The 21,784-nt window shown below is 44.1% G+C and carries 21 protein-coding genes; 13 read left to right on the forward strand and 8 right to left on the reverse strand.

The features are described from left to right. The first annotated feature begins 106 nt into the window (after nt 1-106). From GO495_RS24245 to GO495_RS24270, 6 genes are all read left to right on the forward strand, one after another. Nucleotides 107-412 carry an FtsB family cell division protein gene (locus GO495_RS24245; protein WP_157302535.1) on the forward strand — a complete coding sequence of 102 codons (306 nt, stop codon included), beginning with the start codon at nt 107-109 and terminating at the stop codon, nt 410-412. Nucleotides 413-620: 208 nt separating this feature from the next. Next, the gene (locus GO495_RS24250) at nt 621-770 is read left to right on the forward strand and encodes a hypothetical protein (protein WP_157302536.1); all 150 of its coding nucleotides are present in this window, start codon (nt 621-623) and stop codon (nt 768-770) included. A gap of 52 nt (nt 771-822) precedes the next feature. After that, the gene (gene nth, locus GO495_RS24255; RefSeq protein ID WP_157302537.1) at nt 823-1,470 is read left to right on the forward strand and encodes an endonuclease III; all 648 of its coding nucleotides are present in this window, start codon (nt 823-825) and stop codon (nt 1,468-1,470) included. Between the two features lies 1 nt (nt 1,471). Further along, nucleotides 1,472-2,185 (forward strand): YqjF family protein, encoded by a 714-nt coding sequence (locus GO495_RS24260; RefSeq protein ID WP_157302538.1) that lies wholly within the window; start codon nt 1,472-1,474, stop codon nt 2,183-2,185. Nucleotides 2,186-2,270: 85 nt separating this feature from the next. Further along, nucleotides 2,271-3,497, forward strand: coding sequence for a nucleoside permease (locus GO495_RS24265; protein WP_157302539.1), 1,227 nt, complete (start codon nt 2,271-2,273; stop codon nt 3,495-3,497). A gap of 72 nt (nt 3,498-3,569) precedes the next feature. Next, on the forward strand, nt 3,570-4,763 hold the full coding sequence (locus tag GO495_RS24270) for a Gfo/Idh/MocA family protein (protein WP_157302540.1): 1,194 nt from the start codon (nt 3,570-3,572) through the stop codon (nt 4,761-4,763). A 38-nt stretch (nt 4,764-4,801) separates the two neighbouring features. Here the strand turns inward: GO495_RS24270 and GO495_RS24275 are convergent, their stop codons facing one another. Both GO495_RS24275 and GO495_RS24280 read right to left on the reverse strand, forming a co-directional pair. Continuing rightward, a complete protein-coding gene (locus tag GO495_RS24275; RefSeq protein WP_157302541.1) occupies nt 4,802-5,386 on the reverse strand; it encodes a DUF6134 family protein in 585 nt (194 codons plus the stop codon). A gap of 158 nt (nt 5,387-5,544) precedes the next feature. Then, a complete protein-coding gene (locus GO495_RS24280) occupies nt 5,545-7,395 on the reverse strand; it encodes a 2-oxoacid:acceptor oxidoreductase subunit alpha (RefSeq protein ID WP_157302542.1) in 1,851 nt (616 codons plus the stop codon). Between the two features lie 251 nt (nt 7,396-7,646). Here GO495_RS24280 and GO495_RS24285 point away from each other — a divergent pair, with 251 nt between their 5' ends. The 7 genes from GO495_RS24285 to GO495_RS24315 all read left to right on the forward strand — a co-directional run bounded on the left by GO495_RS24285 (nt 7,647) and on the right by GO495_RS24315 (nt 12,273). Next, nucleotides 7,647-8,387, forward strand: a complete 741-nt coding sequence (locus tag GO495_RS24285) for a Bax inhibitor-1/YccA family protein (protein ID WP_157302543.1) — start codon at nt 7,647-7,649, stop codon at nt 8,385-8,387. 286 nt (nt 8,388-8,673) lie between these two features. Further along, complete coding sequence (locus tag GO495_RS24290; RefSeq protein ID WP_157302544.1) at nt 8,674-8,985, forward strand: peptidase associated/transthyretin-like domain-containing protein; 312 nt, start codon at nt 8,674-8,676, stop codon at nt 8,983-8,985. 145 nt (nt 8,986-9,130) lie between these two features. Further along, a complete protein-coding gene (locus GO495_RS24295) occupies nt 9,131-9,886 on the forward strand; it encodes a head GIN domain-containing protein (protein ID WP_157302545.1) in 756 nt (251 codons plus the stop codon). Between the two features lie 34 nt (nt 9,887-9,920). Next, entirely contained in the window at nt 9,921-10,559 is a 639-nt protein-coding gene (locus GO495_RS24300) for an RNA polymerase sigma factor (protein WP_157302546.1), read from the forward strand. Between the two features lie 4 nt (nt 10,560-10,563). After that, nucleotides 10,564-11,541, forward strand: a complete 978-nt coding sequence (locus GO495_RS24305; protein WP_157302547.1) for a FecR domain-containing protein — start codon at nt 10,564-10,566, stop codon at nt 11,539-11,541. 171 nt (nt 11,542-11,712) lie between these two features. Next, a complete protein-coding gene (locus GO495_RS32765; RefSeq protein WP_205691318.1) occupies nt 11,713-11,862 on the forward strand; it encodes a type II toxin-antitoxin system HicA family toxin in 150 nt (49 codons plus the stop codon). A 24-nt stretch (nt 11,863-11,886) separates the two neighbouring features. Then, a complete protein-coding gene (locus GO495_RS24315; protein ID WP_157302548.1) occupies nt 11,887-12,273 on the forward strand; it encodes a helix-turn-helix domain-containing protein in 387 nt (128 codons plus the stop codon). Nucleotides 12,274-12,345: 72 nt separating this feature from the next. Here the strand turns inward: GO495_RS24315 and GO495_RS32260 are convergent, their stop codons facing one another. From GO495_RS32260 to GO495_RS24350, 6 genes are all read right to left on the reverse strand, one after another. Next, the gene (locus GO495_RS32260; protein ID WP_240915314.1) at nt 12,346-13,617 is read right to left on the reverse strand and encodes a 2'-5' RNA ligase family protein; all 1,272 of its coding nucleotides are present in this window, start codon (nt 13,615-13,617) and stop codon (nt 12,346-12,348) included. Nucleotides 13,618-13,627: 10 nt separating this feature from the next. Further along, complete coding sequence (gene kynU / locus GO495_RS24330) at nt 13,628-14,893, reverse strand: kynureninase (RefSeq protein ID WP_157302549.1); 1,266 nt, start codon at nt 14,891-14,893, stop codon at nt 13,628-13,630. A 232-nt stretch (nt 14,894-15,125) separates the two neighbouring features. Further along, a complete protein-coding gene (locus GO495_RS24335; RefSeq protein ID WP_157302550.1) occupies nt 15,126-18,638 on the reverse strand; it encodes an efflux RND transporter permease subunit in 3,513 nt (1,170 codons plus the stop codon). 17 nt (nt 18,639-18,655) lie between these two features. Next, nucleotides 18,656-19,747 carry an efflux RND transporter periplasmic adaptor subunit gene (locus GO495_RS24340; RefSeq protein ID WP_157302551.1) on the reverse strand — a complete coding sequence of 364 codons (1,092 nt, stop codon included), beginning with the start codon at nt 19,745-19,747 and terminating at the stop codon, nt 18,656-18,658. A gap of 31 nt (nt 19,748-19,778) precedes the next feature. After that, complete coding sequence (locus GO495_RS24345; protein WP_170302718.1) at nt 19,779-21,128, reverse strand: TolC family protein; 1,350 nt, start codon at nt 21,126-21,128, stop codon at nt 19,779-19,781. A 5-nt stretch (nt 21,129-21,133) separates the two neighbouring features. Beyond that, nucleotides 21,134-21,751: a TetR/AcrR family transcriptional regulator gene (locus GO495_RS24350; RefSeq protein WP_170302719.1), complete on the reverse strand. Its 618-nt coding sequence runs from the start codon at nt 21,749-21,751 to the stop codon at nt 21,134-21,136. Nucleotides 21,752-21,784: the final 33 nt, after the last annotated feature.

Genomic DNA, 21,784 nt, shown 5'->3' on the forward strand with positions numbered 1-21,784 from the left:
GTGCATTTCCGGGATTTGATCTTTGATTGCCGATATTTTAATTAGTGGTCGATATTTCCGGGTTTTGAGTCACTTCAAAACCCGGATTTTTTTAAAACTCAATCATATGTCCAGACTTAAATCCATCAGGATACCCGCTTATATGAAAAACAAGTTTTTCATCGCTGCCGTGGCATTTGTAGTATGGTTGTCATCTATGGACCGTAATAACTTCCTTTCCCAGTACGAATTACAGTCTGAGGTAAACAAACTGGAAGATCAGAAGGCTTTTTTCCAGCAGGAAATAGACCAAACCCGCAAAGAACAGCAGGAATTACTCTCCAGCCCGGAGAAACTGGAAAAGTTTGCCCGGGAAAAGTACCTGATGAAAAAAGATAATGAAGACCTGTTCATTATCACAGAGAAAAAGTAATGTTAATCCGCATCCACTCCACTTTCCGTCTGTCCCGCTTATTTTTAGTTTCGAAATATTTCATTTATTTTGACAATACATTCTGCACAATCTCCGTTATACTGTTATGAATTAGTCTTTTACAAAAAAATACATTTGCATGGGGAATTCTACAAACCTTTTTTCTACTTTATACTCTGTAACTGATAGCGCCAATAAACTACACAAGATGAAAGATCAAGACCCGGAACTATCACGCGAAGAACAAATTTGTTTTAATCAAACCCGTAAAGCGCTTGATACAATTCGTTTTTCCCCAAGACCTGAAACATTGCAGGCAATCTCCGATTACGCTAAAAAGACGCAACCGGTAAAATAAGTGACTGTTTGACAGGTATAATTGCTCCCATTTTGCCCTACCTTTGCGCGGTATGACAAAGAAAGAACGCTTTGCCTTTGTTCTCAGCTACTTCGAAGAACATGCTCCCAATGCAGAAACGGAGCTGATCTATGACAATCCCTACCAGTTACTGGTAGCCGTGATCCTGTCTGCCCAATGTACAGATAAGCGTGTTAATATGACCACGCCTGCTATCTTTAAAAATTACCCGGATGTGGAAGCACTCAGCACCGCCACATTTGAGGATCTCTTCCCTCTTATACGCAGTATCAGTTATCCAAACAATAAGACCAAACACCTGATAGGTATGGCCCGGATGGTTGTGGAAAATTTTCATGGAGAGATCCCCTCTACTGTGGAAGAACTCATTACCCTGCCGGGTGTTGGCCGTAAAACGGCCAATGTGATCACCTCCGTGGTACATCATCAGCCCAATATGGCCGTAGATACACATGTATTCCGTGTATCAGCGCGGATTGGGCTTACGACCAATGCCACTACCCCTCTTCAGACAGAAAAGCAACTCCTGAAATATATACCGGAAGAAAAGGTACATATTGCCCATCACTGGCTAATTTTGCACGGCCGTTATATTTGCGTGGCCCGTACGCCTAAATGCGGTGAATGCGGACTCCGGCCGGTGTGTAAATACTATCATTCCCTTGTAAAAGGTAATTAATATGGCCCAACCCTTCCTTACCGCTGAGTGGCGTAACCTGCTCATGATCAACTTTGAAGCCGATCCTGCTATATTACAGCCATTTGTACCACATCATACCGAACTGGATACCTGGAATAATACCCATTATGCCAGCCTGGTAGGCTTCCTTTTTACCAATACCAGGGTAATGGGGCTCTCCCTTCCCTTCCACCGTCATTTTGAAGAGGTGAATCTCCGGTTTTATGTACGGTATAAGGAAGATGGTATCTGGAAACGAGGCGTTGTATTTGTAAAAGAAGTGGTGCCTAAAAGGATGATCACCTTTGTAGCCAACACCATATATAAAGAGAAGTACGCTACCCATCCGATGCGCCATTCCTGGAAACATACAGATGAACAACTGGAAGTGGCCTATGAATGGAAAGTAGGACAACACTGGAATTATCTCAAAGCTACTGCCTCCGGAGAAGCACTTCCTATTACAGAAGGCAGTGAGGCCTCCTTTATTACAGATCATTACTGGGGCTATACACATATGGGTACCGCCCATAGCGGCGAATACCAGGTGACTCACCCCCAGTGGAGAGTACACCCTGTTGCTGGCTTCAGTTATCAATGTGATACAGCGGCACTGTATGGGGAACAATTTGTTCCGATGCTGCAGCAAACACCTCTCTCTGCACTGCTTGCAGAAGGTTCTGCTATTACAGTTATGCCGAAAAAAATATTATAATACCCGCCACTGGTACCTCTAATTTGGAAATTCGATAATATTTTACTTATCTTTTAGCGCTAAACTATTAAGACTAAAAATCGTTATGAAATCAGGTACCCGAATTCAATTGTCGTTTATGATGTTCCTGGAGTTTTTTATCTGGGGGTCATGGTTTGTTACGTTGGGAACATTTCTGGGGGCAAATCTCCATGCTGATGGAAAGGAAACAGCCAGTGTATTTTCTACTCAGTCTTACGGTGCCATTGTAGCACCATTCATTATCGGGCTGATAGCTGATAAATATTTTAATGCAGAAAAGATCCTGGGAGTGCTGCACCTGATTGGCGCAGGGTTGATGTTCCTGATGTTCCGTGCAGATAATATCAGTACTTTCTTCCCTTATGTATTTGGTTATATGGTGGGTTATATGCCTACGCTGGCCCTGGTAAACTCTGTATCCTTCCGTCAGATGACGAATCCTGAAAAAGAGTTCTCTTCTATCCGTATCTGGGGTACTATAGGCTGGATCGTGGCTGGTCTGCTAATCAGTTATGTATTTCATTGGGATGGAAAACCAGGCATAGAAGCAGGTCAATTGAAAAATACTTTTGCAATGGGCAGCGCGGCTTCACTTATCCTTGGCCTGTTCAGCTTTACCCTTCCTAAAACACCTCCAATTAAAAATAAAAATGAGAAAGATAGTATCGGATCTCTCCTTGGACTGGATGCTATTAAACTGCTGAAGAACTGGAACTTCCTCGTGTTCTTCATCTCTTCCATACTCATTTGTATACCACTGGCATTTTACTATCAGAACGCACATCGGTTCATAGAGCAGACAGGCATAGAAAATGTTACCGCTAAAATGGCTATTGGCCAGGTTTCTGAAACATTGTTCCTGTTACTGATACCTGTATTCTTCAGCAAGTTCGGTTTTAAGAAAACCATTCTGGTGGGTATGCTGGCATGGGCTGTTCGTTATGCGCTCTTTGCATATGGTAACGGAACTGACCTCTCCTTCATGCTGCTGATAGGGATCGCATTACATGGTATATGTTACGACTTCTTCTTCGTATCCGGACAAATCTACACAGATGCACAGGCAGGTGAAAAATACAAAAGTGCGGCACAGGGTTTAATTACACTGGCTACTTATGGTTTTGGTATGCTGATCGGTTTCTGGGTTGCAGGTTTCATTACCGATTACTATACGACTCATCCTGTTGAGAATTTCTGGCGTCAGATATGGCTGATACCTGCAGGTATTGCCCTGGTAGTATTCCTGTTGTTCCTGGCATTATTCCGCGACGGCAAAAAACAAGTAGCGTAATAAACAGTTATTTTAAATATCGCTCCGCAGTGAAGTATTTTACTGCGGAGTTCTCATTTTAAATCAGAAATTATGCAACGTATTTCCATGTTAGGCTCCGGCTTTATTGGTCGTTTCTATGCAGATTCTCTGCAGGGACAAAGAAGCCGGGATAAGATTGTCAGTATTTATTCCCGCAGGGAAGAGAGTGCGAAGAAGTTCGCCGCAGATTATTCCGTTGATCACTGGACACTGGATATGGAAGAATCTATTGCTCATCCGGATGTGGATATCGTTTGTATCGCTTTGCCCAACAACCTGCACGAAGCAGCAGTGGCGCTTTGCTGTAAGCATAAGAAGGGCGTCATTTGTACCAAACCACTGGGGCGTAATGCAGAAGAGGCAAAACGCATGCTGGAAGCGGTAGAGAAAGCAGGCATCTTTAATGGTTACCTGGAAGACCTGGTGTATACACCTAAATTTCTGAAGGCGCTGGACAGCGTACAGCATGGTGCACTGGGACGTATACTCTGGGCTAAATCCCGTGAAACACATCCTGGCCCTCATAGTGAATGGTTCTGGGATAAGGAACAGGCAGGGGGCGGATGTATCCTGGACCTGGGTTGTCATTGTGTGGAGATTGCACGCAGTTTTATTGGCAAGGATATTAAACCGGTAGAGGTGATGTGCTGGGCGGATACGCAGGTAAAACCGATTGATGCGGAGGACCATGCGATCGGCCTTGTGAAATACGAGAATGGCGCGATAGGACAGTTTGAAGTAAGCTGGACTTTCCGCGGCGGACTTGATCTTCGTGATGAAGTAATGGGAACAGAAGGGACCATATGGCTGAATAGCTTTTTACGCACAGGGTTTGATATGTTTACTACCGGTAAGGGTGCAGATTATGTTGCAGAGAAAGCAGAGAGTAACAGTGGCTGGTTATTCCCGGTGGGTGACGAGTTGAATGAGCTGGGATATAATCACATGTTTGCGGACATGTTCCATGCAAAAGAAGGGAACCGTCCGGCAAGAGAAACATTCTATGACGGGTATGTAGTGAACGCTATTTTAGATGCTGCTTACCGCAGTGCGGCTACCAAATTATGGGAACCTGTGAAACTGGATATATGGCGTGGTAAGAGTGGTTTAAGCAAACATATTACACTCGTGGAATATGATGCGCAGTATTACCTGGTGAAAGAAGAGATGACACACTTTGGCGCGAAGAAATTAATCTTGAAAGATAAAGCGAGCGGACAGATTATAGAGAGAGTGATTGAATAAAATATAAACAGAGAAGGGTTGATTAATCCTTCTCTGTTTTACGATACTCTGATGATATATGCCTTCCCAAAAGTCTGGCTCACTTCTACCTGCATCAATACCCCTTTTTCGTATTTATAGATGTTCTTTTTACCTTCCGGCAGGGTAAGCTCATATAACCCGTTACCCAGCGTTTTCAGGCTTAAAAACGTCCCTATTGATTCAGAAAAAATACGGGTGATCTGATGGGGTTCCATAAAATATAACTCAGATACAGAGTGTGCGATCTCCGGATTGTTCAGGATGGACTTCTCCCCATTCTGTACTATGGTATAGATCTTTCCATCCTTTTGAATCGTAATAGATTTGCTATCCCCCTCTTTTCCTGAATCTTTAATCACTTTGGACCTTACCATCACACTGTTGTCAAATTCGCAGGAGATGTCGAGGCTGAACCTGGTAAGAGGCCGCATATCTACTTTGCTTTGTATAGAGATGTTCTTAGCAGTGCCGTTCTGTTTACAATGAGCGCTCACATTACCAATAACACGGTTCGCAAAACGGATCTCATACTCGTGATTCTGTCCATATAGCCAGTTCCCAGAGAGGAGAAAAAAAATAATCAATAGGTTGATACCCTTCATAATCGAGAATTTGGCTAAGAATATGCTACTATATAGCTAACGTACAGTTGTTCCTTTTGTTATAATGTACTAATTATATTGTCAACATATAAGGTTATTAAAAATACAAAATCCTGCCCACGTGGGCAGGATTTTGTTATTAATATGATAACGTCTTGTTATTGAAGCATTTCCCTGATCTTAATCACCAGTTCCCCTTTTGTAATAGGAACACCCATAATTTTATGATAACCCTGGGCATCAATCAGGAACTGATCGCGGATAATTTTGATCAGCTGACCGTTATTGATCTCAGGAATCAGGATCTTATCATAATTGTGCAGGATCTCTTCCAGGTTTTTAGGGAAAGGACGCATGTACCTGATATGTGCATGTGCTACTTCATGACCTTCTGACAACAGATCCAGTACTGCACTCTTGATAGCGCCATAAGTAGAACCCCATCCCAAAACCAGTACCTTCCCTTTTTCAGGGCCTAATTCTATTGTCTGAGGCGGAATATGATCAGCGATCTTATCAATCTTCTCCTGGCGGATTTTCACCATTACCTGGTGGTTTTCCGGATCGTAACTCACGTTACCGGTGACGTTCTGCTTTTCCAGACCACCGATACGATGCTCCAGTCCGGGAGTACCGGGTACTGCCCATGGACGTACCAGTTTCTCATCCCGGTGATAAGGCAGGAACTGCTCCTCTCCTTCTTCCAGTCCTTTTTTGAACTTCACAGCTATTTCCGGCAGATCTGCACTCTGCGGGAAGCGCCAGGGTTCAGCACCGTTGGCGATATATCCATCACTCAGGAATATTACCGGTGTCATGTGCTGTACAGCGATGCGGAAGGCTTCGAACACTGCGTTGAAACAGTCTGAAGGTGTAGAGGCCGATACGATCGGCATAGGGCATTCGCCATTACGACCGTAATAAGCCTGCAACAGGTCCGATTGCTCTGTTTTGGTTGGCAAGCCCGTAGAAGGACCACCACGCTGAATATTGATGATGAGCAAAGGTATTTCCAGCATTACTGCCAGTCCCATTGCTTCACCTTTTAACGCCATACCCGGACCGGAAGTAGTGGTAATACCCATATGTCCACCATAGGAAGCGCCGATGGCGGAGGTGATACCGGCTATTTCATCTTCGGCCTGGAAAGTGCGTATATTAAAGTTTTTATAACGGCTCAGTTCATGCAGAATGTCCGAAGCAGGTGTAATAGGATAAGTCCCCAGGAACAACGGCAGGTTCGACTTCTGACCGGCAGCTATCAACCCGTAGGAAAGGGCGGTATTACCCGTGATGCTACGGTAGGTACCAGGCTCCATGCGGGCCTTTTCCACGTGGTAGCGGGTAGTGAACGCTTCTACGGTATCCCCGTAATTATATCCGGCCTGTAGTACTTTCAGGTTGCTTTCCAGGATATCTGGTTTCTTACCGAACTTCTCGTTCAGGAAGGTCTGTGTGCTTTCCAGTGTACGATCGTACATCCAGTATACGAAACCCAGCACGAACATGTTTTTCGCGCGGTCTTTCTCTTTCATACCCAGCGTACTGTCTTTCAACGCTTCGCGTGTCAGTTTGGTAACATCTATGGTATGGAGCTGATAGTTAGCCAGGGAGCCATCTTCCAGCGGGTTTACCCCTTCCGGATAGTTCGCGAGGCGAAGGTTCTTTGCATCGAAACCATCTGTGCTGGCGATGATGATCCCTCCTTTTTTAAGTCCCTTGAGGTTTGCTTTCAGTGCAGCAGCATTCATAGCTACCAGCACGTCACAGGCATCTCCCGGGGTAAATATGCGGTTAGATGAAAAGTGTAACTGGAAACCACTCACCCCGGGCAGAGTGCCTATCGGGGCACGTATTTCTGCGGGGAAGTCCGGGAAAGTACTAAGATCATTCCCGAACAGGGCCGTGTTATTCGAAAACTGGGTACCTGTCAACTGCATACCATCACCACTGTCCCCTGCAAACTTGATCACTACATCCTCTATGTTTTGAATCGAACTATTTGACATTTATTAGCTTATTTAACTGACCGATATTTTTCAGGCTGTAAATTTAACAATTCGGGAGCTAGTATCCATTGTATAATTATATGCTTTTCAAAGCGGTCATTATTACAAAAGTACACAAAGTGAATAGACTTTTATGCTGACGTACGTCATAGCTAAAAGTTATGCGGTATAACTTTAAGTGATAGGGATGCGAAGACGTGTATCTGTTATCAATTCAGAATCGTAAATTTGCAGGATAAATTTTTAATATCATGGCATTATTCGAATCCAATAACCCTGTCCTGAAGGAGAAAACGTTCCAGTCTGTTGCTGCCGACCATTCCAATGGTGTAATGACCATTAATGGAACAGTGGCTAAAATGGGCTTTCTGCTATTGATGGTAATGGCTGCTGCCATTTATTCCTGGGGGGCTGAAGCAAGACTACAAAATACCATGCCTTTCCTGCTGGTAGGTGGCATAGGCGGTTTTATACTGGCAGTTATTATTGTAATTAAGAAAGAGTGGGCTCCTTACCTGGCCCCGGCTTATGCATTGGCAGAAGGCCTGTTCCTGGGGGTTCTTTCAGCTATGTACAGCGGACTGTATGATGGTATCGTTTTACAGGCGGTAGGCCTTACTTTCGGTACTTTCATAGCAATGCTGATCCTCTACAGGACCCGTATCATCCGTGCTACTGAGAAGTTCAGAGCGGTTGTACTGACTGCTACTGCCGGTATTGCTATCTTTTACCTGCTGGCAATGGTGCTGCATATGTTCAATATCAACATGCCTTTCCTCCACGACAGCAGTATGATCGGTGTGATTTTCTCCCTGGTGGTCGTAGTTGTTGCTGCACTGAACCTGATCCTGGACTTCGATATGATCGAAACCGGGGCTGCACAGGGTGCACCTAAATACTTTGAGTGGTATGCGTCTTTCGGACTCCTGGTAACCCTGATATGGTTATATCTGGAAATCCTGCGTTTACTAAGTAAACTGAACAGAAGATAATATCTCTTTATAAGTAATTAAGCCCCCTTCAATCGTTGATTGAAGGGGGCTTTTTGTTGCGCCAAAGGGGCAGAGTGTAGTAGTGTTCCCCACCAGGAAATAGTTAAAAGTGTGCAATTTGTTAAAGCATAACCTGTTTACTGTTAAAGGATTCGTAAATGAATGTTAAAAACTGTATCATAAATTTATTAGGGTCCTGTGGCATGGTAATTGTCCTTTCTACTATGTAGTTCTTTAAAAAATGCTTACGCCATTTCATTCATTTTAACCTTTAAAACTCATTAACATGAAAAAGATATTCGTAAGCATATTTACGCTGGCAGTGATTGGAACATTTGCATTTAAGAATGCGGATACCGGATCAATCTCCGGTAAAGTAACACCGGCAGATGCTGCTTCACAGGTATGGGCCTTCCAGGGATCAGATACACTGAGATCTCCTGTTACAGACGGGATTTTCACTATCAAAGGTGCCAAAGCAGGTTCTTATACAGTGATTATAGGCGCTAAAAGTCCTTTTAAAGATGTGACAGTGACAAATGTGAAAGTAGAGGATGACAGAACTACAGATCTCGGAGAGATCAAATTAGCTGAATAATAAATAATAGCAATAGTTGGTTTTCATAGGGGTTAATCAAAAAGCCGGTCATATTTCAATACGATCGGCTCTCTTTTTTTATCTATTCCATAGGGGTATTTCTTCTTCACCCCGTTATAACTGTATAACATAAATCTCCCCCATTATGTATACAGCTAAAAAACAGGTCATTATCGTTTATAGCAGTCTTGGTATAGGATGGTTGTTGCTGATGATCGTCATATTCAGCTTCATATTATCCGGTTGTAACAAGGAAGTACTTGGCGGATCTGGTCTTATAGTAACAGAAAAACGCCAGACTGGTAATTTTACGGATGTAGCGGTGGACGGCCCTTTTTATGTACACCTGAAACAAGCGGCAGATACACATGTAGAGATAAGTGCAGAGGATAATTTAATGCGTGTGATAGATACATATGTAAGTGGCACCACACTGCATGTCACTTTAAAAAAAGGGGTAAGACTGAATTTTTATAAAGACATTCAGGTATACCTGCAAAGTGCACATTACCATGTTGTCAGTTTCTCCGGTTCAGGTAGTATTGATAATACGGATACACTGCGCACAGATAATTTTGATTATACGGTGAATGGCAGTGGCAATGCACGTTTTACAGTAGTAACCCCCAAACTGGGAACGCTGGTGAATGGTAGCGGAGATGTTACGCTGTATGGCAGTGCGGGTGTTTACAACAGCGATGTTAATGGCAGCGGAGATATCAGCGCGCTGGGCCTTGCCTGTACAGATGCAGGGATCAGTGTAAAGGGTTCCGGCGAACAAACACTCAGTGTTTCACACGCGCTGGATGTGAGCATATGGGGCAGTGGAAATGTGCGGTATAAAGGAAGTCCCGCTGTGAATACAGATATACAGGGATCAGGAAGAGTTATAAAATTATAAGTACGAAAGCGTCACACACATGCAAGCTATGCCTATGGTAGCATATTCTGGTCAGTCAAATAACGATGTCAGCAGGAACAGCGACAAATCTTATTTTTGCACCATGCCGGAGAATGCCGAATTACAAAAGCTTTTACAGGAGGATGAAGAGCAGTTTATGGAAACGCTTTTCAGGAACTGGTTCCCTTTTGTCTGTAAAACCATCTATCGGATTGTGCAGGATACTGCTACAGCAGAGGATCTTGCGCAGGATGTATTCATAAAGATCTGGAACCGTCGGGCCGCCCTGAAGGACGTATATTTCAAAGCATACCTGCACCGGGCAGCAATTAATATGGCATTGGATCATTTGGACAAGAATAAACGCCGTGGCATGCATATGTCACTGGAAGATCACATGGAACCAATACAGGCGGCACCGTCCAGCCTGGGATTGAAACAAACGACGCAGCATATTCAACAGGCGATTGACCGTTTGCCGGAGAAGTGCCGGGAGATTTTCATTCTCAGTCGTTATGAAGAACTATCATACCGGGAAATAGCTACTACGCTGAGTATCTCTATTAAAACAGTGGAGAACCAGATGATGACAGCATTAAAAAAATTACGGGTGTCTTTGCAGGATTATCTGCACACGATCATCCTCATTATTGCATTACTCTTACAATTTTAACGGTATGCCTAACACCTTTGATATAGAAACGTTGATCGTCCGTGCGATGGAAAACAGCCTCAGTAAAGAGGAACATGCGTCTCTGCAGGCCTGGCTGGAAGAAGATACGGCTAATAGCCGGTATTATGATGAGATAAAAAAGACCTGGGACCTGGCAGCTACGGCGGATACTGATTTTGTTCCTGATACAGCGCGTAACTGGGAACGATTTCAGCGGCAGATACGGCCGGTGAAACGTATCTCTCCTTACCGGAATGCATTCCGTATAGCGGCAGCCTTCCTGGTACTGGCAGGGGCCGGTACAGCGTATTTCCTGCTGAATCCCCGTGAGATAACCGTACAGACGGCAGCTATGGAAAAGAAAGAAGTCGTATTACCGGATGGCAGCAAGGTATTCATGAATCAGAACAGCAGACTTCATTATGCCAGCAACCTTGCCGGTGCAGAACGTGCGGTATACCTGGAAGGGGAAGCATTTTTTGATGTAGCGCATGAACAGGCCCGGCCTTTTGTAGTGTATGCGAATCATACGCAAACGCAGGTGCTGGGCACTACTTTCGATATTAAAGCGTATGACTCACAACCTGTTGAAGTAGCAGTACTCACTGGTAAAGTAGCGGTTTCCCTTAAAACGGAAGAAAAGTCTGCCAGCAGACTGGTACTGACCAGCGGCAGAAAAGCCATCTTTAAAACAGATAAGCAGTTAGAAGAGATTGCTATCTCTGATCCTAACCTGATGGCATGGAAAGAGAATGTACTTCGCTTTAATAATATTCAGATAAAAGATGTGATCAGCACACTGGAATCGTACTACAATGTGAAGATCGTGATTGAGGACAGTACAGTAGCACACCTGGATTACAGAGGAGATTTCTTCGATAACCCAAAACTGGAAAATGTGCTGGACGTAGTTGCAAGCACAGCAGAAACCACCTGGACGAAAGAGCAGGGAGTTTACCACTTAAAGAAAAAGAACTCATAGCAGGTTGCAGGTATAATAGACGAGGCCGGGTAATTACCCGGCCTTTTTTTATTTTAAAAAGTAATATAAATATTACCTTAAAAGTAATAAATTAATTACCTTAGATATAGAATATTAAAGCAACCTCAAAATGAAATGCTCTGAACTGAAGAGACAATTGTTGCGGGCCGGATGGACAATGCTCAGACAAGGCAAGGGCAGCCATATATCATAGTGCATCCCAATAAACCGGGACTAGAAATCGTTTTCCCAGACCACGGCAGTGACGAAATAGGTAAGGGGTTGGAGTCAAAAATTTTAAAACTTGCAGGTCTTAGATAATAACCCTTATATAAATTAATAAGTATGAAAAAGTATTTATTTAGAGTAGAAAAAACTGGTACTGGTTTTTCTGCTTTTGCTGAAGACGATAAACTCTTCGTAAGTACAACAGGTAAAGACATGATGGAGTTGAAACAAAACATTTTTGATGCGATGAATTTATACAGGGACCATAAAGGATTAAAACCTGTATCAGAATCAGACATTTCAATTCGTCTTGATGTTAAACAATTTTTTGAATACTACAATGTAATTAATGCGAAAGCGCTTGGAGAGCGGATTGGAATGAGTCAGTCATTACTGTCGCAATATGCAAATGGCATTAAGGTTCCATCAGAAAAACAGACTCAAAAAATATTAGGTGGGATAAAGGATTTGGGGAAAGAATTGACCGAACTTGACTTTAAATAAACCATTACCACAAAAAATAAGAGGGAGCCTGTATTACAGGCTCCCTCTTTATGTTTTGATGTTCCTTTTTTATCAGGCTCCTCCGAGTTTGCATTTCTGCAGAACTTCCCAGGATTTACCGTTATGACGAAGGAAGTACAGATTATTTACTTTGAAAGTAGCTTTGTACTCTTTGTTTTCGTATTCCGGCCATGCCTTATCGAACTGAGCATCTTCAAGATCTTTGAACGCTACTGTTACGTGCGGTGTGAAACCGGTACGTGCCAGCATGGTACTGAAACCAAACTCCTTGCGGAGGAAGTTGATCAGTTGCCTGTGAAGGGCGGCCATTGTTTCGCTCTTTTCAACGTTGATGAACAGTACACGATTCTGCTTGTTAGGGAAAGTACCAAAACCGTTCAGGGAAACCTCGAAAGGCGCCTGTGTCTTAGCAAATTCAGCCAGTTCATCGCAGAAGGATTTTTCCAGTGCAGGGTCTGCAGTGAAAGGTACCTGAAGCGTGATATGCGGTAAAACTTTCAGCGCATATACCGGACCGAACTTTTCAGCAAAATCCTGTTTTATTTTGATGATCTCCTTACCTACTTCAGCAGTAGGGAGTAAGGCGATAAAGTAGATCTTGTTATCAGGTTTCGGAGTGAAAGGACGTCTTTGTCCGCCGAAGCTTGGACGACTTCCGCCGCCGCCGCCACCGCCACGATAGCCGCCGCCACCACCGCCTCCGCGATTGTAGCCACCGCCACCACCGCCACGGTTATAGCCGCCACCACCGCCTCCGCGATCGTAACCACCACCACCGCCACGGTCGTAACCGCCGCCACCACCGCCTTCACGGTTGTAGCCACCGCCGCCGCCACGATTGTAGCCGCCACCACCGCCACCGCGATCGTAACCACCACCGCCGCCGCCATAGCCGCCGCCGCCTTCACGTGGACGATATCCACCGCCGCCGCCACCATCACGGTCGCCGCCACGATTATATCCACCGCCACCGCCATCACGGTCACCGCCACGGTTGTAGCCGCCACCACCGCCATCACGATTGTAACCACCACCGCCGCCATAGCCACCGCCATTGTCGCGTGGACGATATCCACCGCCGCCACCGCCATCACGGTCGCCGCCACGATTATATCCACCACCGCCTTCACCACGGTCTCTGTTATAGTTTGTTGGAGGTCTGTCATTACCTTCCCGGTTGTATCCACCGGGTCTGCCTTCCCTTTCGTTATTAAAATCGGGTTTGTAGTAACCGCCTGGTCTCTCCTTATTGGGATCTTGGTCTTTATCTGCACCAGGAGGAGAGTAGGGCCTGCGGGGGCGTTCGTTTCTCTCAAAAGTCATCTTACCTTAATTAAGCGTTTGAATCAATATTAGCTATTATTTCATAAAAATGAAATACGTCTCCATAAGAGTTATACAAGGGTGCCGGTGATATCCGTATTACTCCGGGTTCGCGCCAGTCGACAATTAAACCAGCTTCCGTCATCTTTTGTTGGATATCTTTACCTCTGTCATGGAATAACAAAGATAACTGTGCACCACGTTCCTTACAATTTTTAGGCGTAATTATTTCAAAATTTATGTTTTCTATCTGTTTTAACAGGAATTCAAGATAATTGGTGAGTTTAATGCTCTTATCTCTTAAAGCGGCCATACCAGCGGACTCAAATAGTTCCAATGAGGCTTTTAGTGCTACCATGTTAAATACTTGTGCCGTGCTCAATTGCCAGCCTTCTGCACGGCCTTTGGGTTCAAAACCCTTCTCCATTTTAAAACGGGTGGCTTCTTCGTTGCCCCACCAGCCGCCTAAGCGCTGCTGGTTTCGGTTTCGGGCGTGTTTTTCATGTACAAATGCTCCACCTACAGCTCCGGGGCCTCCATTTAAATACTTATACGAGCACCACACGGCAAAATCAACTTTCCAGTCGTGTAACTTCACAGGTACGTTTCCTACTACGTGTGCCAGGTCGAACCCGACTAAGGCTCCTGCTTTATGAGCCACGTCCGTAATGGACTGCATATTAAACAATTGGCCGGTATAATAGTTTATTCCCCCCAATAATATAAGTGCTAAGCTACTACTTTCTTCTTCAATTATCCTAAAAATATCTTCCTCCCGGATCAAATGTTCCCCCTGTCGCGGTGATACTTCTATGATCGCCTCAGCAGGGTCTAACCCATGCAGTTTTACCTGTGTTTCAACAGCATACTGATCACTGGGGAATGCCCCCGCTTCCATTAACACTTTAAATCGCTGTTTTGTTGGCCGGTAAAAGCTAATCATCATTAAATGAAGATTAACCGTGAGCGTATTCATCACTGACAACTCATCCTGACCTGCTCCTACTATCTCCGTAAGTGGACGGCTGCAATATTGCTGATAATATAACCAGGGATTCTTTGCTCCCCAATATCCCTCTACAGCACATTGCTGCCAATCATATAATTCCTGATCTATAGCTGCTTTTACATTCTTTGGCTGCAAACCCAAAGAGTTACCGCAAAAATATGTAGCATTCTTTCCATTCCGCTGAGGAAAATAAAACTGCTCCCTAAATGGGGCTAAAATGTCTTTCTGATCCTGTTCCTCAGCAAATGCCTTTGATACCTCAAACATAACTGTCTCTATTCTGGTTCTGCCTATCCGGTTTCTCTACCTACTCACATCTTTACGGGTTAACGTCTAATGGCCGGTTCGTTTATCAAAAATAAGTAATTGAGACAGCAGTTAATTGTTAAAGTTTGTTAAGGCTAAAAAAAAACCGCTCCGAGGAATCGGAGCGGTATCTGTTTAAACCTACAACTGTTACACTGTACGTGTATCGACTAAAATATTTCTGTTATAACATTTAATGTGTTTCCTCCTCTTCATCTTCAAAGAAACTGTATGGCTTTGGAGATATATAAGCAGGGTCATGGAGCTTCTTCACATTTTCCTTACTCATCGTGATCTTCAATATCAATACCAGGAAGGGTACATATTTCAGCTTACGAGACCACTTGAACTCGTCCAGAACATCGATAGACCGCTTGTTCATAGCATACATCACCGGCACCAGGATCAGCGTCAGGAAGGTTGCAAAAACTAACCCGTATACCATTGTCCATGCCAGTGGCCCCCAGAATGCTACGTTATCTCCACCAAAGTAAATATGTGGCTGGAAGGAAGAGAATAATCCGGCGAAGTCAATGTTAAAGCCTACTGCCAGCGGTATCAGACCAAGAATGGCAGCAATCGCGGTTAACAATACCGGGGTCATACGTGTTCTTCCGGCTTCTACAACAGCTTCGTATACAGGTGTCTTTTGTTTTACCAGCAGGTCCGTAAACTCTACCAGTACAATACCGTTACGTACCACAATACCAGCCAGGGCCATGATCCCCACCCCTGTCATTACAATAGAAATATCCATACCGAAGATGGAGAACCCGAGGAATACCCCAATGATACTGAACAATATTTCCATGAAAATGATAAGCGGCCTTCCGATAGAATTGAACTGGGTTACCATGATCATCAGGATCAGACCAAAAGCTCCTACCATCGCCATCAGCAGGAAGTTCGATGTTTCTGCCTGGTCTTCCTGCTCTCCCGTCATCTTGATAGACGTTCCCGGAGGTTTAGGAAAATCCTGCATGGCTGCCTGAATCTGGGCAACTACTTCATTTGCATTGTAACCCGTGAGTACATTGGAATAAAGCGTAATAACACGTTTCTGATCTATACGTTTGATACTTGCATAGGTGTTGGAATATTTAATATCTGCTACTGCTGACAACGGTACCTGGCGTATAGCACCGCCCATCGTCATATCGCGGTAAACAAGATTCAGGTTCATCAGCGTATTGATATTGTTCCGTTCATTTTCCTTAAAACGGACCATCACCGGGTAATCATCTTCCGGATCTCGGAACTTGGAAACTTCCTGACCGTACAATGCGGTACGTAATGCCATACCGATAGTAGTGGTAGAAATACCTTCACGGTTAGCTCTTTCCCTGTCTATGTTCACCAGGATCTCCGGTTTATTACTCTGAAAATCTGTTTTTAATTCTTCCACACCTGCTATCTGTAAAGAATCCAGGTAACGTTTCAGCTTATCCGCTCCTGATGTCAGCTCTTCAAATTCATCACCGGAAATTTCTATATTGATAGGCTTACCTGTCGGAGGACCTCCCTTTTCCTGTTCAACAGTAATATCTGCACCAGGAATTCCTTTTGCAGCCGCCCTGATCTTGTCCAGGTACTGTTTGGAAGAAACACCATTACGTTTGCCGAATTCCACAAAGGCTACTGTTACCTTTCCTTTATGCGGCTGCACACTCATATCCATCTGCGAGGGATCCCCTGCACCTACGGCTACGTTAGAGATAATAGATTCCACGATAGGATTATTTTCTCCCATCACTTTGGTAATCCTTTGTTCTATAATATGTGTAACAGAATCTGTGTATTTCTGGTCCGTACCCATTGGCAACTCTATGTAAGTATAGATGAAGTTAGGATCAGCCTCAGGGAAGAATACCACCTTCGGATTACGGATCACAGTCAACATGATACTAAAGATGAGCAGACAGAATGTACCTAACACTATCCATACGGGACGCCATCCTATCAGACACCATTTCAATACGCGCTTGTAACGCTCCTGTACTCTTGGCCACAGGTTACTCTGGAAGCGGCGGGCGACACCACCTAACCAGAAACGCTCCAGCACTATCATGAGATAAACAAATACAACGAAGTTACCTGTTCCTGCACCACCCAAAATATATCCTAATAATGTAACGAAGATAAATACGGCGGTGAGGTAGGCAAATTTCCTGTCGAACCTTGGTTTCGGATGAGCTTCTCCTTCATGACGGTCCATAAAGTCTACCGCAAACACCGGGTTGATAATATATGCTACAATCAGTGAGGCGCCCAGTGTAGTGATCAACGTTACTGGCAGGAAGAACATAAAACTACCAATGATACCAGGCCAGAAAAGCAACGGTACGAATGGGGCCAGTACCGTCAGTGTACCGGAGAACACCGGTAAGAACACCTCTCCTGCCGCCATCTTGGCGGCTTTGACAATACCAAGATCTTTACGCGAATAAAATATCCTGTGCACGTTTTCTATCACCACAATCGCATCATCCACTACTATTCCCAATGCTAACAAGAAGGAGAACAGTACCATCATATTCAATGTGAAACCATAGGCCGGCATCAGCAGGAATGCGATGAACATAGAGATTGGTACGGACAATGCAACGAAGATCGCATTGATAGCTCCCATGAAGAACATCAGAATTAATGTTACTAAAAGGAACCCGATGATAATGGTATTGATCAGATCATGTAATGTTACACGTGTTTTATCCGACTGATCCGCTGTGATTTTTACATCCAGTCCGGCAGGCAGATAATCCTTCTGCATATCAGTAATGATCTTACGGATCTTATCAGAGGCATCGATCAGGTTCTTACCACTTTGTTTAATGACATTCAGGGTGATTACATTCTTACCATTCAAACGTGCATAACTCTCCTGTTCTTCAAAACCATCCACTACATCTGCGATATCACGCAGATATACGATAGCGCCTGATTGTCCGCGGATCACAATGTTCTTTATCTTGGAGGCATCTTTATACTCACCCTTCACGCTCAGTGTACGCTTCTGACCATCCATAGATACAAGGCCACCGGAGATCGTTCTATTCTCCGCAGCAATGGCATTTCCGATATCATCAAAGCTCACCTGTGCAGCTTCCATCTTATACTTATCAACATTGATCTGTATTTCACGGTCCAATGCACCCACAATATCCACGCGGGTAATTTCAGTCAATGCCTCTATACGGTCCTGCATCTCATCTGCATACTTTTTCAGTGTTTGCAGATCAAAGTCACCCGACAGGTTCACGTTCATAATAGGTATCTGCGATACATCTATCTTAATGATCTGTGGTTCCTGTGTAAGATTATCCGGCAAATCTTTTTTAGCATCATCCACCTTCTGCCTTACCTCCTGCCGTGCGGCATCCATGTTCTCACTGGCTTCAAATTCTATGGTGATGGCAGAGTAATCCTGCATGGAAGTACTTTTGATAGACTTCACACCGGAAATACCACCCAATTGTTTTTCTATAGGTTTTGTTACCAGCGTTTCCATGTCTTCCGGAGAAGTACCATTATAGATAGTGCTGATATAAAACTGAGGGAACACTACTTCCGGAAACTGTTCCTTCGGCAGGCTCTGATATGACATGATACCTGCAAATGCGATGATAATAGTAGCGACATAAATACTCACCTTATTATCGATCGACCAGCTGGTAGGTTTAAATTCTTTATTCAGATTATCTTGCATAAACCTTGTTTTAATTATTATTGCTGGATCAGGTCATTATCATTCAATCCCTGGTAACCTATTGTTACAATGTTTTCACCTGGCTGTAAGCCACTCTTGATTTCTGCTTTATCATTGTAAGTACGTCCCAGTACTATTTCTCTTCTTTTTGCCATACCGTTTTGTGCAACGATCACATAAGGTTTACCTAAAGAATACTGGATTACATTCACTGGTATTACAATTGCTTTTGGCGCACTGTAATCGATAATCTTAATCTGAGCCATCATGTTAGGACGCAGTGCCGGATCTGGTTGCAGCGGTACTTCTACTTTAATGGTACGGCTTAACGGATCAATTACTCTTGCAGCAAATCCTATTTTAGTACGGATCTGTTTATCGATATCAGGGAAGTTCAGCACTACCACATCTCCTGTTTTTACTTTACCGGAATAAGCTTCTGCTATATTGGCAAGTATTCTCAGGTTAGAGTTATTTACCACACGGAAAGAGGTTGTACCAGGAGCTGCATTGTCTCCCAGTTTAGAGATCACGGCATCTACAGTACCGTTGATAGGGGAAATGATCCTGGCCTGTCCCATCTGGTCCTGCAGGGTAGACATTTTCCTTTCCAGGTTTTCCTTTTGATTTTTAGCATTCAGGTATTGTACTTCAGAACCTATTTTCTGGTTCCATAAATTTTGCTGTTTCTGGAACATGGTGTTAGCCAGATCAAGTTGTGTACGCAGTTCTGCCTGGTTAGCTCTCAGGATCTGATCATCTACCTGCGCCAGTGTCTGACCTTTACTTACAGTCTGTCCTTCTTTTACAAAGATGCCGGTGATAACACCAGGGATACGGGAAGAAACGTTTACGTTCTCACGGGCATCTACATTCCCCTGTACATCTATGTAATGTTCGAATACGGTATCCTGCACGGCAGTAATGACTACTGTTTTCTTTTTCTTCAGTGTATCGCCTTTGCTGGTTTCTTTTTCCAGCACCGTAATCTGTGCGTCCAGTTTAGCCTTCTCCTGTTTCAGTTTTTTCAGTTGATCTTCTTTGCTGGGATCTGCACAGGCCAGGAAGAGTATAGTGATGAGCAGAGCAGGGAAATATCTTTTTAACATATAGTTCTAGTTAAGGATGATCGATGTTAGTTTACAGTTTGCCGTTTGCTTTCAGGTAATCCACTTTTGCAACAACAGCATTATACAAGGCAGAGAAATAGTTGTTCTGAGCGGTCAGCAGGTCATTTTCTGCCGTACTCATTTCCAGACTGGAACCTACGCCTTCTCTGTATTTGATCTGCGTCATGTTGTATACTTCCTGCGCCAGTTTCATATTACTTTCCTGTGCGTCCAGTGTAAGGATGTTATTACGCAGATTGGAAGAAGACTGGGAACGTTCCAGGTCTATACCCAGTTTCGCATCTTCTATCTTTACTTCTGCTTTTTTTACTTCCAGGAAGGCCTGATCTACTTTACGTCTGCGCTGGGAACCTGCATAGATAGGCAATGACAGGTTTACCCCATAACCTACGTATCCGTACCAGGTAGCAGAGTTGAAGTAATTAAATACATCGCTGGCGCGGCTCATTCCACCTGTACCAAACAGGGACAGTGTTGGATATGCATTATATTTATATCTTTTCAGATCAAATTCGTATGCCCGTTTCTGTGTTTCCAGTAACTGGTATTCTATACGCTGGGAATAGTCGAAATTTTCTACTGCTACAGCTGATTTTATTTCTTGCGTAGATAACGTATCAGTGAGTTCGATCTCCTGCTGCATAGACATGCCCATCTGATATTTGAGGGCAGCAACACCTACTTCGTTCAGGTTACGGAGTTTGGTTTGTTCTGTCTGCAGATTGGTTAATTGTACCATTAATCTGTCCACATCCAGTTTTTCTACCAGTCCGTTTTTATACGTTTCTTTCGTATCACTCAGCAGTTTTTCCAACGTTGCAATATTCCCGGTAAGGAACTGCAATGCCTTGCGGGCAGAGAGTACATTGTAGTAAGATTTGTACACGCTCACCTTTACATCTATCTCTGCTTTCTGAACAGTGCGGGTAGAAAGGTCTTCCAGGGTTTTACGTGCCTGCAGCGCTACGAGAACGCTGGGGTCGAATAATACCTGGTTTACTTTTATTTCTCCTATTGCATTGAATTTTAGTCCGAATGCAAAAGGGACCAGTGTTCCTTTGGGAACACTATCAGAAAAGTTGGAGGCGTCGATCAGTTGTTTCTGAACGATAGGATTGTGCTGGAAGGTACCATTACCCGTTACACTGGGCAGGGCGAGGCCGCTTACTTCCCTGTTTTTAGCCAGTTGGATCAGTTGGTCAAGTTTAGCAGTGCGCACGGTTGCCTGGTTGGCCAGTGCATAGTCCACAGCCTGTTTGGCAGATAGTGGCAGCACCTCCTGCTTCGCAGGAATGACAGGCTGCTGGGCCATCACGTGTAGGTTGAGCATCAACAGTAAGACTGTGATTTTTAGTCGCATAAAGGTCATTTATTAGCAGTGGTTGTTTTTCTGTATTCTCCGATACGTTTATATCCTTCCTCAGAGACTATTCCATACAGGTAATGTTCCAGCAACAGGAGCTGCACCTTACCCATTTCATATTTTGCCGCAGGAAATGCATCTGGCTGAAAGCAGAGCATGGTAGCTGCTACCCGGTATTGTGTCATCACATCTACATCCAGTTCCGGACGGTATAGTCCTTCGCTGATCCCCCTTTCCAGGTTTTGCCTGATGGTGAGTTGCAGCGGGCCGTTCTTATAGTCCTGAAATACCTGGAATGCACGGGGGTGAAAGCGTTGCAGATCAAACAGCACAATAGGGTTCATATACCGGAAACATTCGTCCAGCATCTGCATTACCCGGAACATTTCATCAATCGCATCACCAGCCTGCTGCTGGTTTTCATTGGATTGTGTATCCATCTGGCTCAGATAACGGGCTATTGCATGTACTACCAGTTCGTCTTTATCAGCGAAATGGGCGTAGAGCGTCTTTTTAGACGCTCCCATTTTCTGGGCGATATCATCCATGGTAATGGACCTTGTTCCATATTGCCGGAACAAGCCAAATGAGGTCTCAAGAATCCGTTCCTGCATTTCCATTTTTAGCGTATAAGATAGTTTTTCAGTACCGGC

The organism is Chitinophaga oryziterrae, assembly GCF_009758125.1.
In the GTDB taxonomy this organism is placed as follows: Bacteria; Bacteroidota; Bacteroidia; order Chitinophagales; family Chitinophagaceae; genus Chitinophaga; species Chitinophaga oryziterrae.

Bases quoted from the DNA above. Each gene is read 5' to 3' on its own strand.
- GO495_RS24245 (WP_157302535.1), top strand. From the start codon at position 107: ATGTCCAGACTTAAATCCATCAGGATACCCGCTTATATGAAAAACAAG.
- GO495_RS24250 (WP_157302536.1), top strand. From the start codon at position 621: ATGAAAGATCAAGACCCGGAACTATCACGCGAAGAACAAATTTGTTTT.
- nth (WP_157302537.1), top strand. From the start codon at position 823: ATGACAAAGAAAGAACGCTTTGCCTTTGTTCTCAGCTACTTCGAAGAA.
- GO495_RS24260 (WP_157302538.1), top strand. From the start codon at position 1,472: ATGGCCCAACCCTTCCTTACCGCTGAGTGGCGTAACCTGCTCATGATC.
- GO495_RS24265 (WP_157302539.1), top strand. From the start codon at position 2,271: ATGAAATCAGGTACCCGAATTCAATTGTCGTTTATGATGTTCCTGGAG.
- GO495_RS24270 (WP_157302540.1), top strand. From the start codon at position 3,570: ATGCAACGTATTTCCATGTTAGGCTCCGGCTTTATTGGTCGTTTCTAT.
- GO495_RS24275 (WP_157302541.1), bottom strand. From the start codon at position 5,386: ATGAAGGGTATCAACCTATTGATTATTTTTTTTCTCCTCTCTGGGAAC.
- GO495_RS24280 (WP_157302542.1), bottom strand. From the start codon at position 7,395: ATGTCAAATAGTTCGATTCAAAACATAGAGGATGTAGTGATCAAGTTT.
- GO495_RS24285 (WP_157302543.1), top strand. From the start codon at position 7,647: ATGGCATTATTCGAATCCAATAACCCTGTCCTGAAGGAGAAAACGTTC.
- GO495_RS24290 (WP_157302544.1), top strand. From the start codon at position 8,674: ATGAAAAAGATATTCGTAAGCATATTTACGCTGGCAGTGATTGGAACA.
- GO495_RS24295 (WP_157302545.1), top strand. From the start codon at position 9,131: ATGTATACAGCTAAAAAACAGGTCATTATCGTTTATAGCAGTCTTGGT.
- GO495_RS24300 (WP_157302546.1), top strand. From the start codon at position 9,921: ATGGTAGCATATTCTGGTCAGTCAAATAACGATGTCAGCAGGAACAGC.
- GO495_RS24305 (WP_157302547.1), top strand. From the start codon at position 10,564: ATGCCTAACACCTTTGATATAGAAACGTTGATCGTCCGTGCGATGGAA.
- GO495_RS32765 (WP_205691318.1), top strand. From the start codon at position 11,713: ATGGACAATGCTCAGACAAGGCAAGGGCAGCCATATATCATAGTGCAT.
- GO495_RS24315 (WP_157302548.1), top strand. From the start codon at position 11,887: ATGAAAAAGTATTTATTTAGAGTAGAAAAAACTGGTACTGGTTTTTCT.
- GO495_RS32260 (WP_240915314.1), bottom strand. From the start codon at position 13,617: ATGACTTTTGAGAGAAACGAACGCCCCCGCAGGCCCTACTCTCCTCCT.
- kynU (WP_157302549.1), bottom strand. From the start codon at position 14,893: ATGTTTGAGGTATCAAAGGCATTTGCTGAGGAACAGGATCAGAAAGAC.
- GO495_RS24335 (WP_157302550.1), bottom strand. From the start codon at position 18,638: ATGCAAGATAATCTGAATAAAGAATTTAAACCTACCAGCTGGTCGATC.
- GO495_RS24340 (WP_157302551.1), bottom strand. From the start codon at position 19,747: ATGTTAAAAAGATATTTCCCTGCTCTGCTCATCACTATACTCTTCCTG.
- GO495_RS24345 (WP_170302718.1), bottom strand. From the start codon at position 21,128: ATGCGACTAAAAATCACAGTCTTACTGTTGATGCTCAACCTACACGTG.
- GO495_RS24350 (WP_170302719.1), bottom strand. From the start codon at position 21,751: ATGGAAATGCAGGAACGGATTCTTGAGACCTCATTTGGCTTGTTCCGG.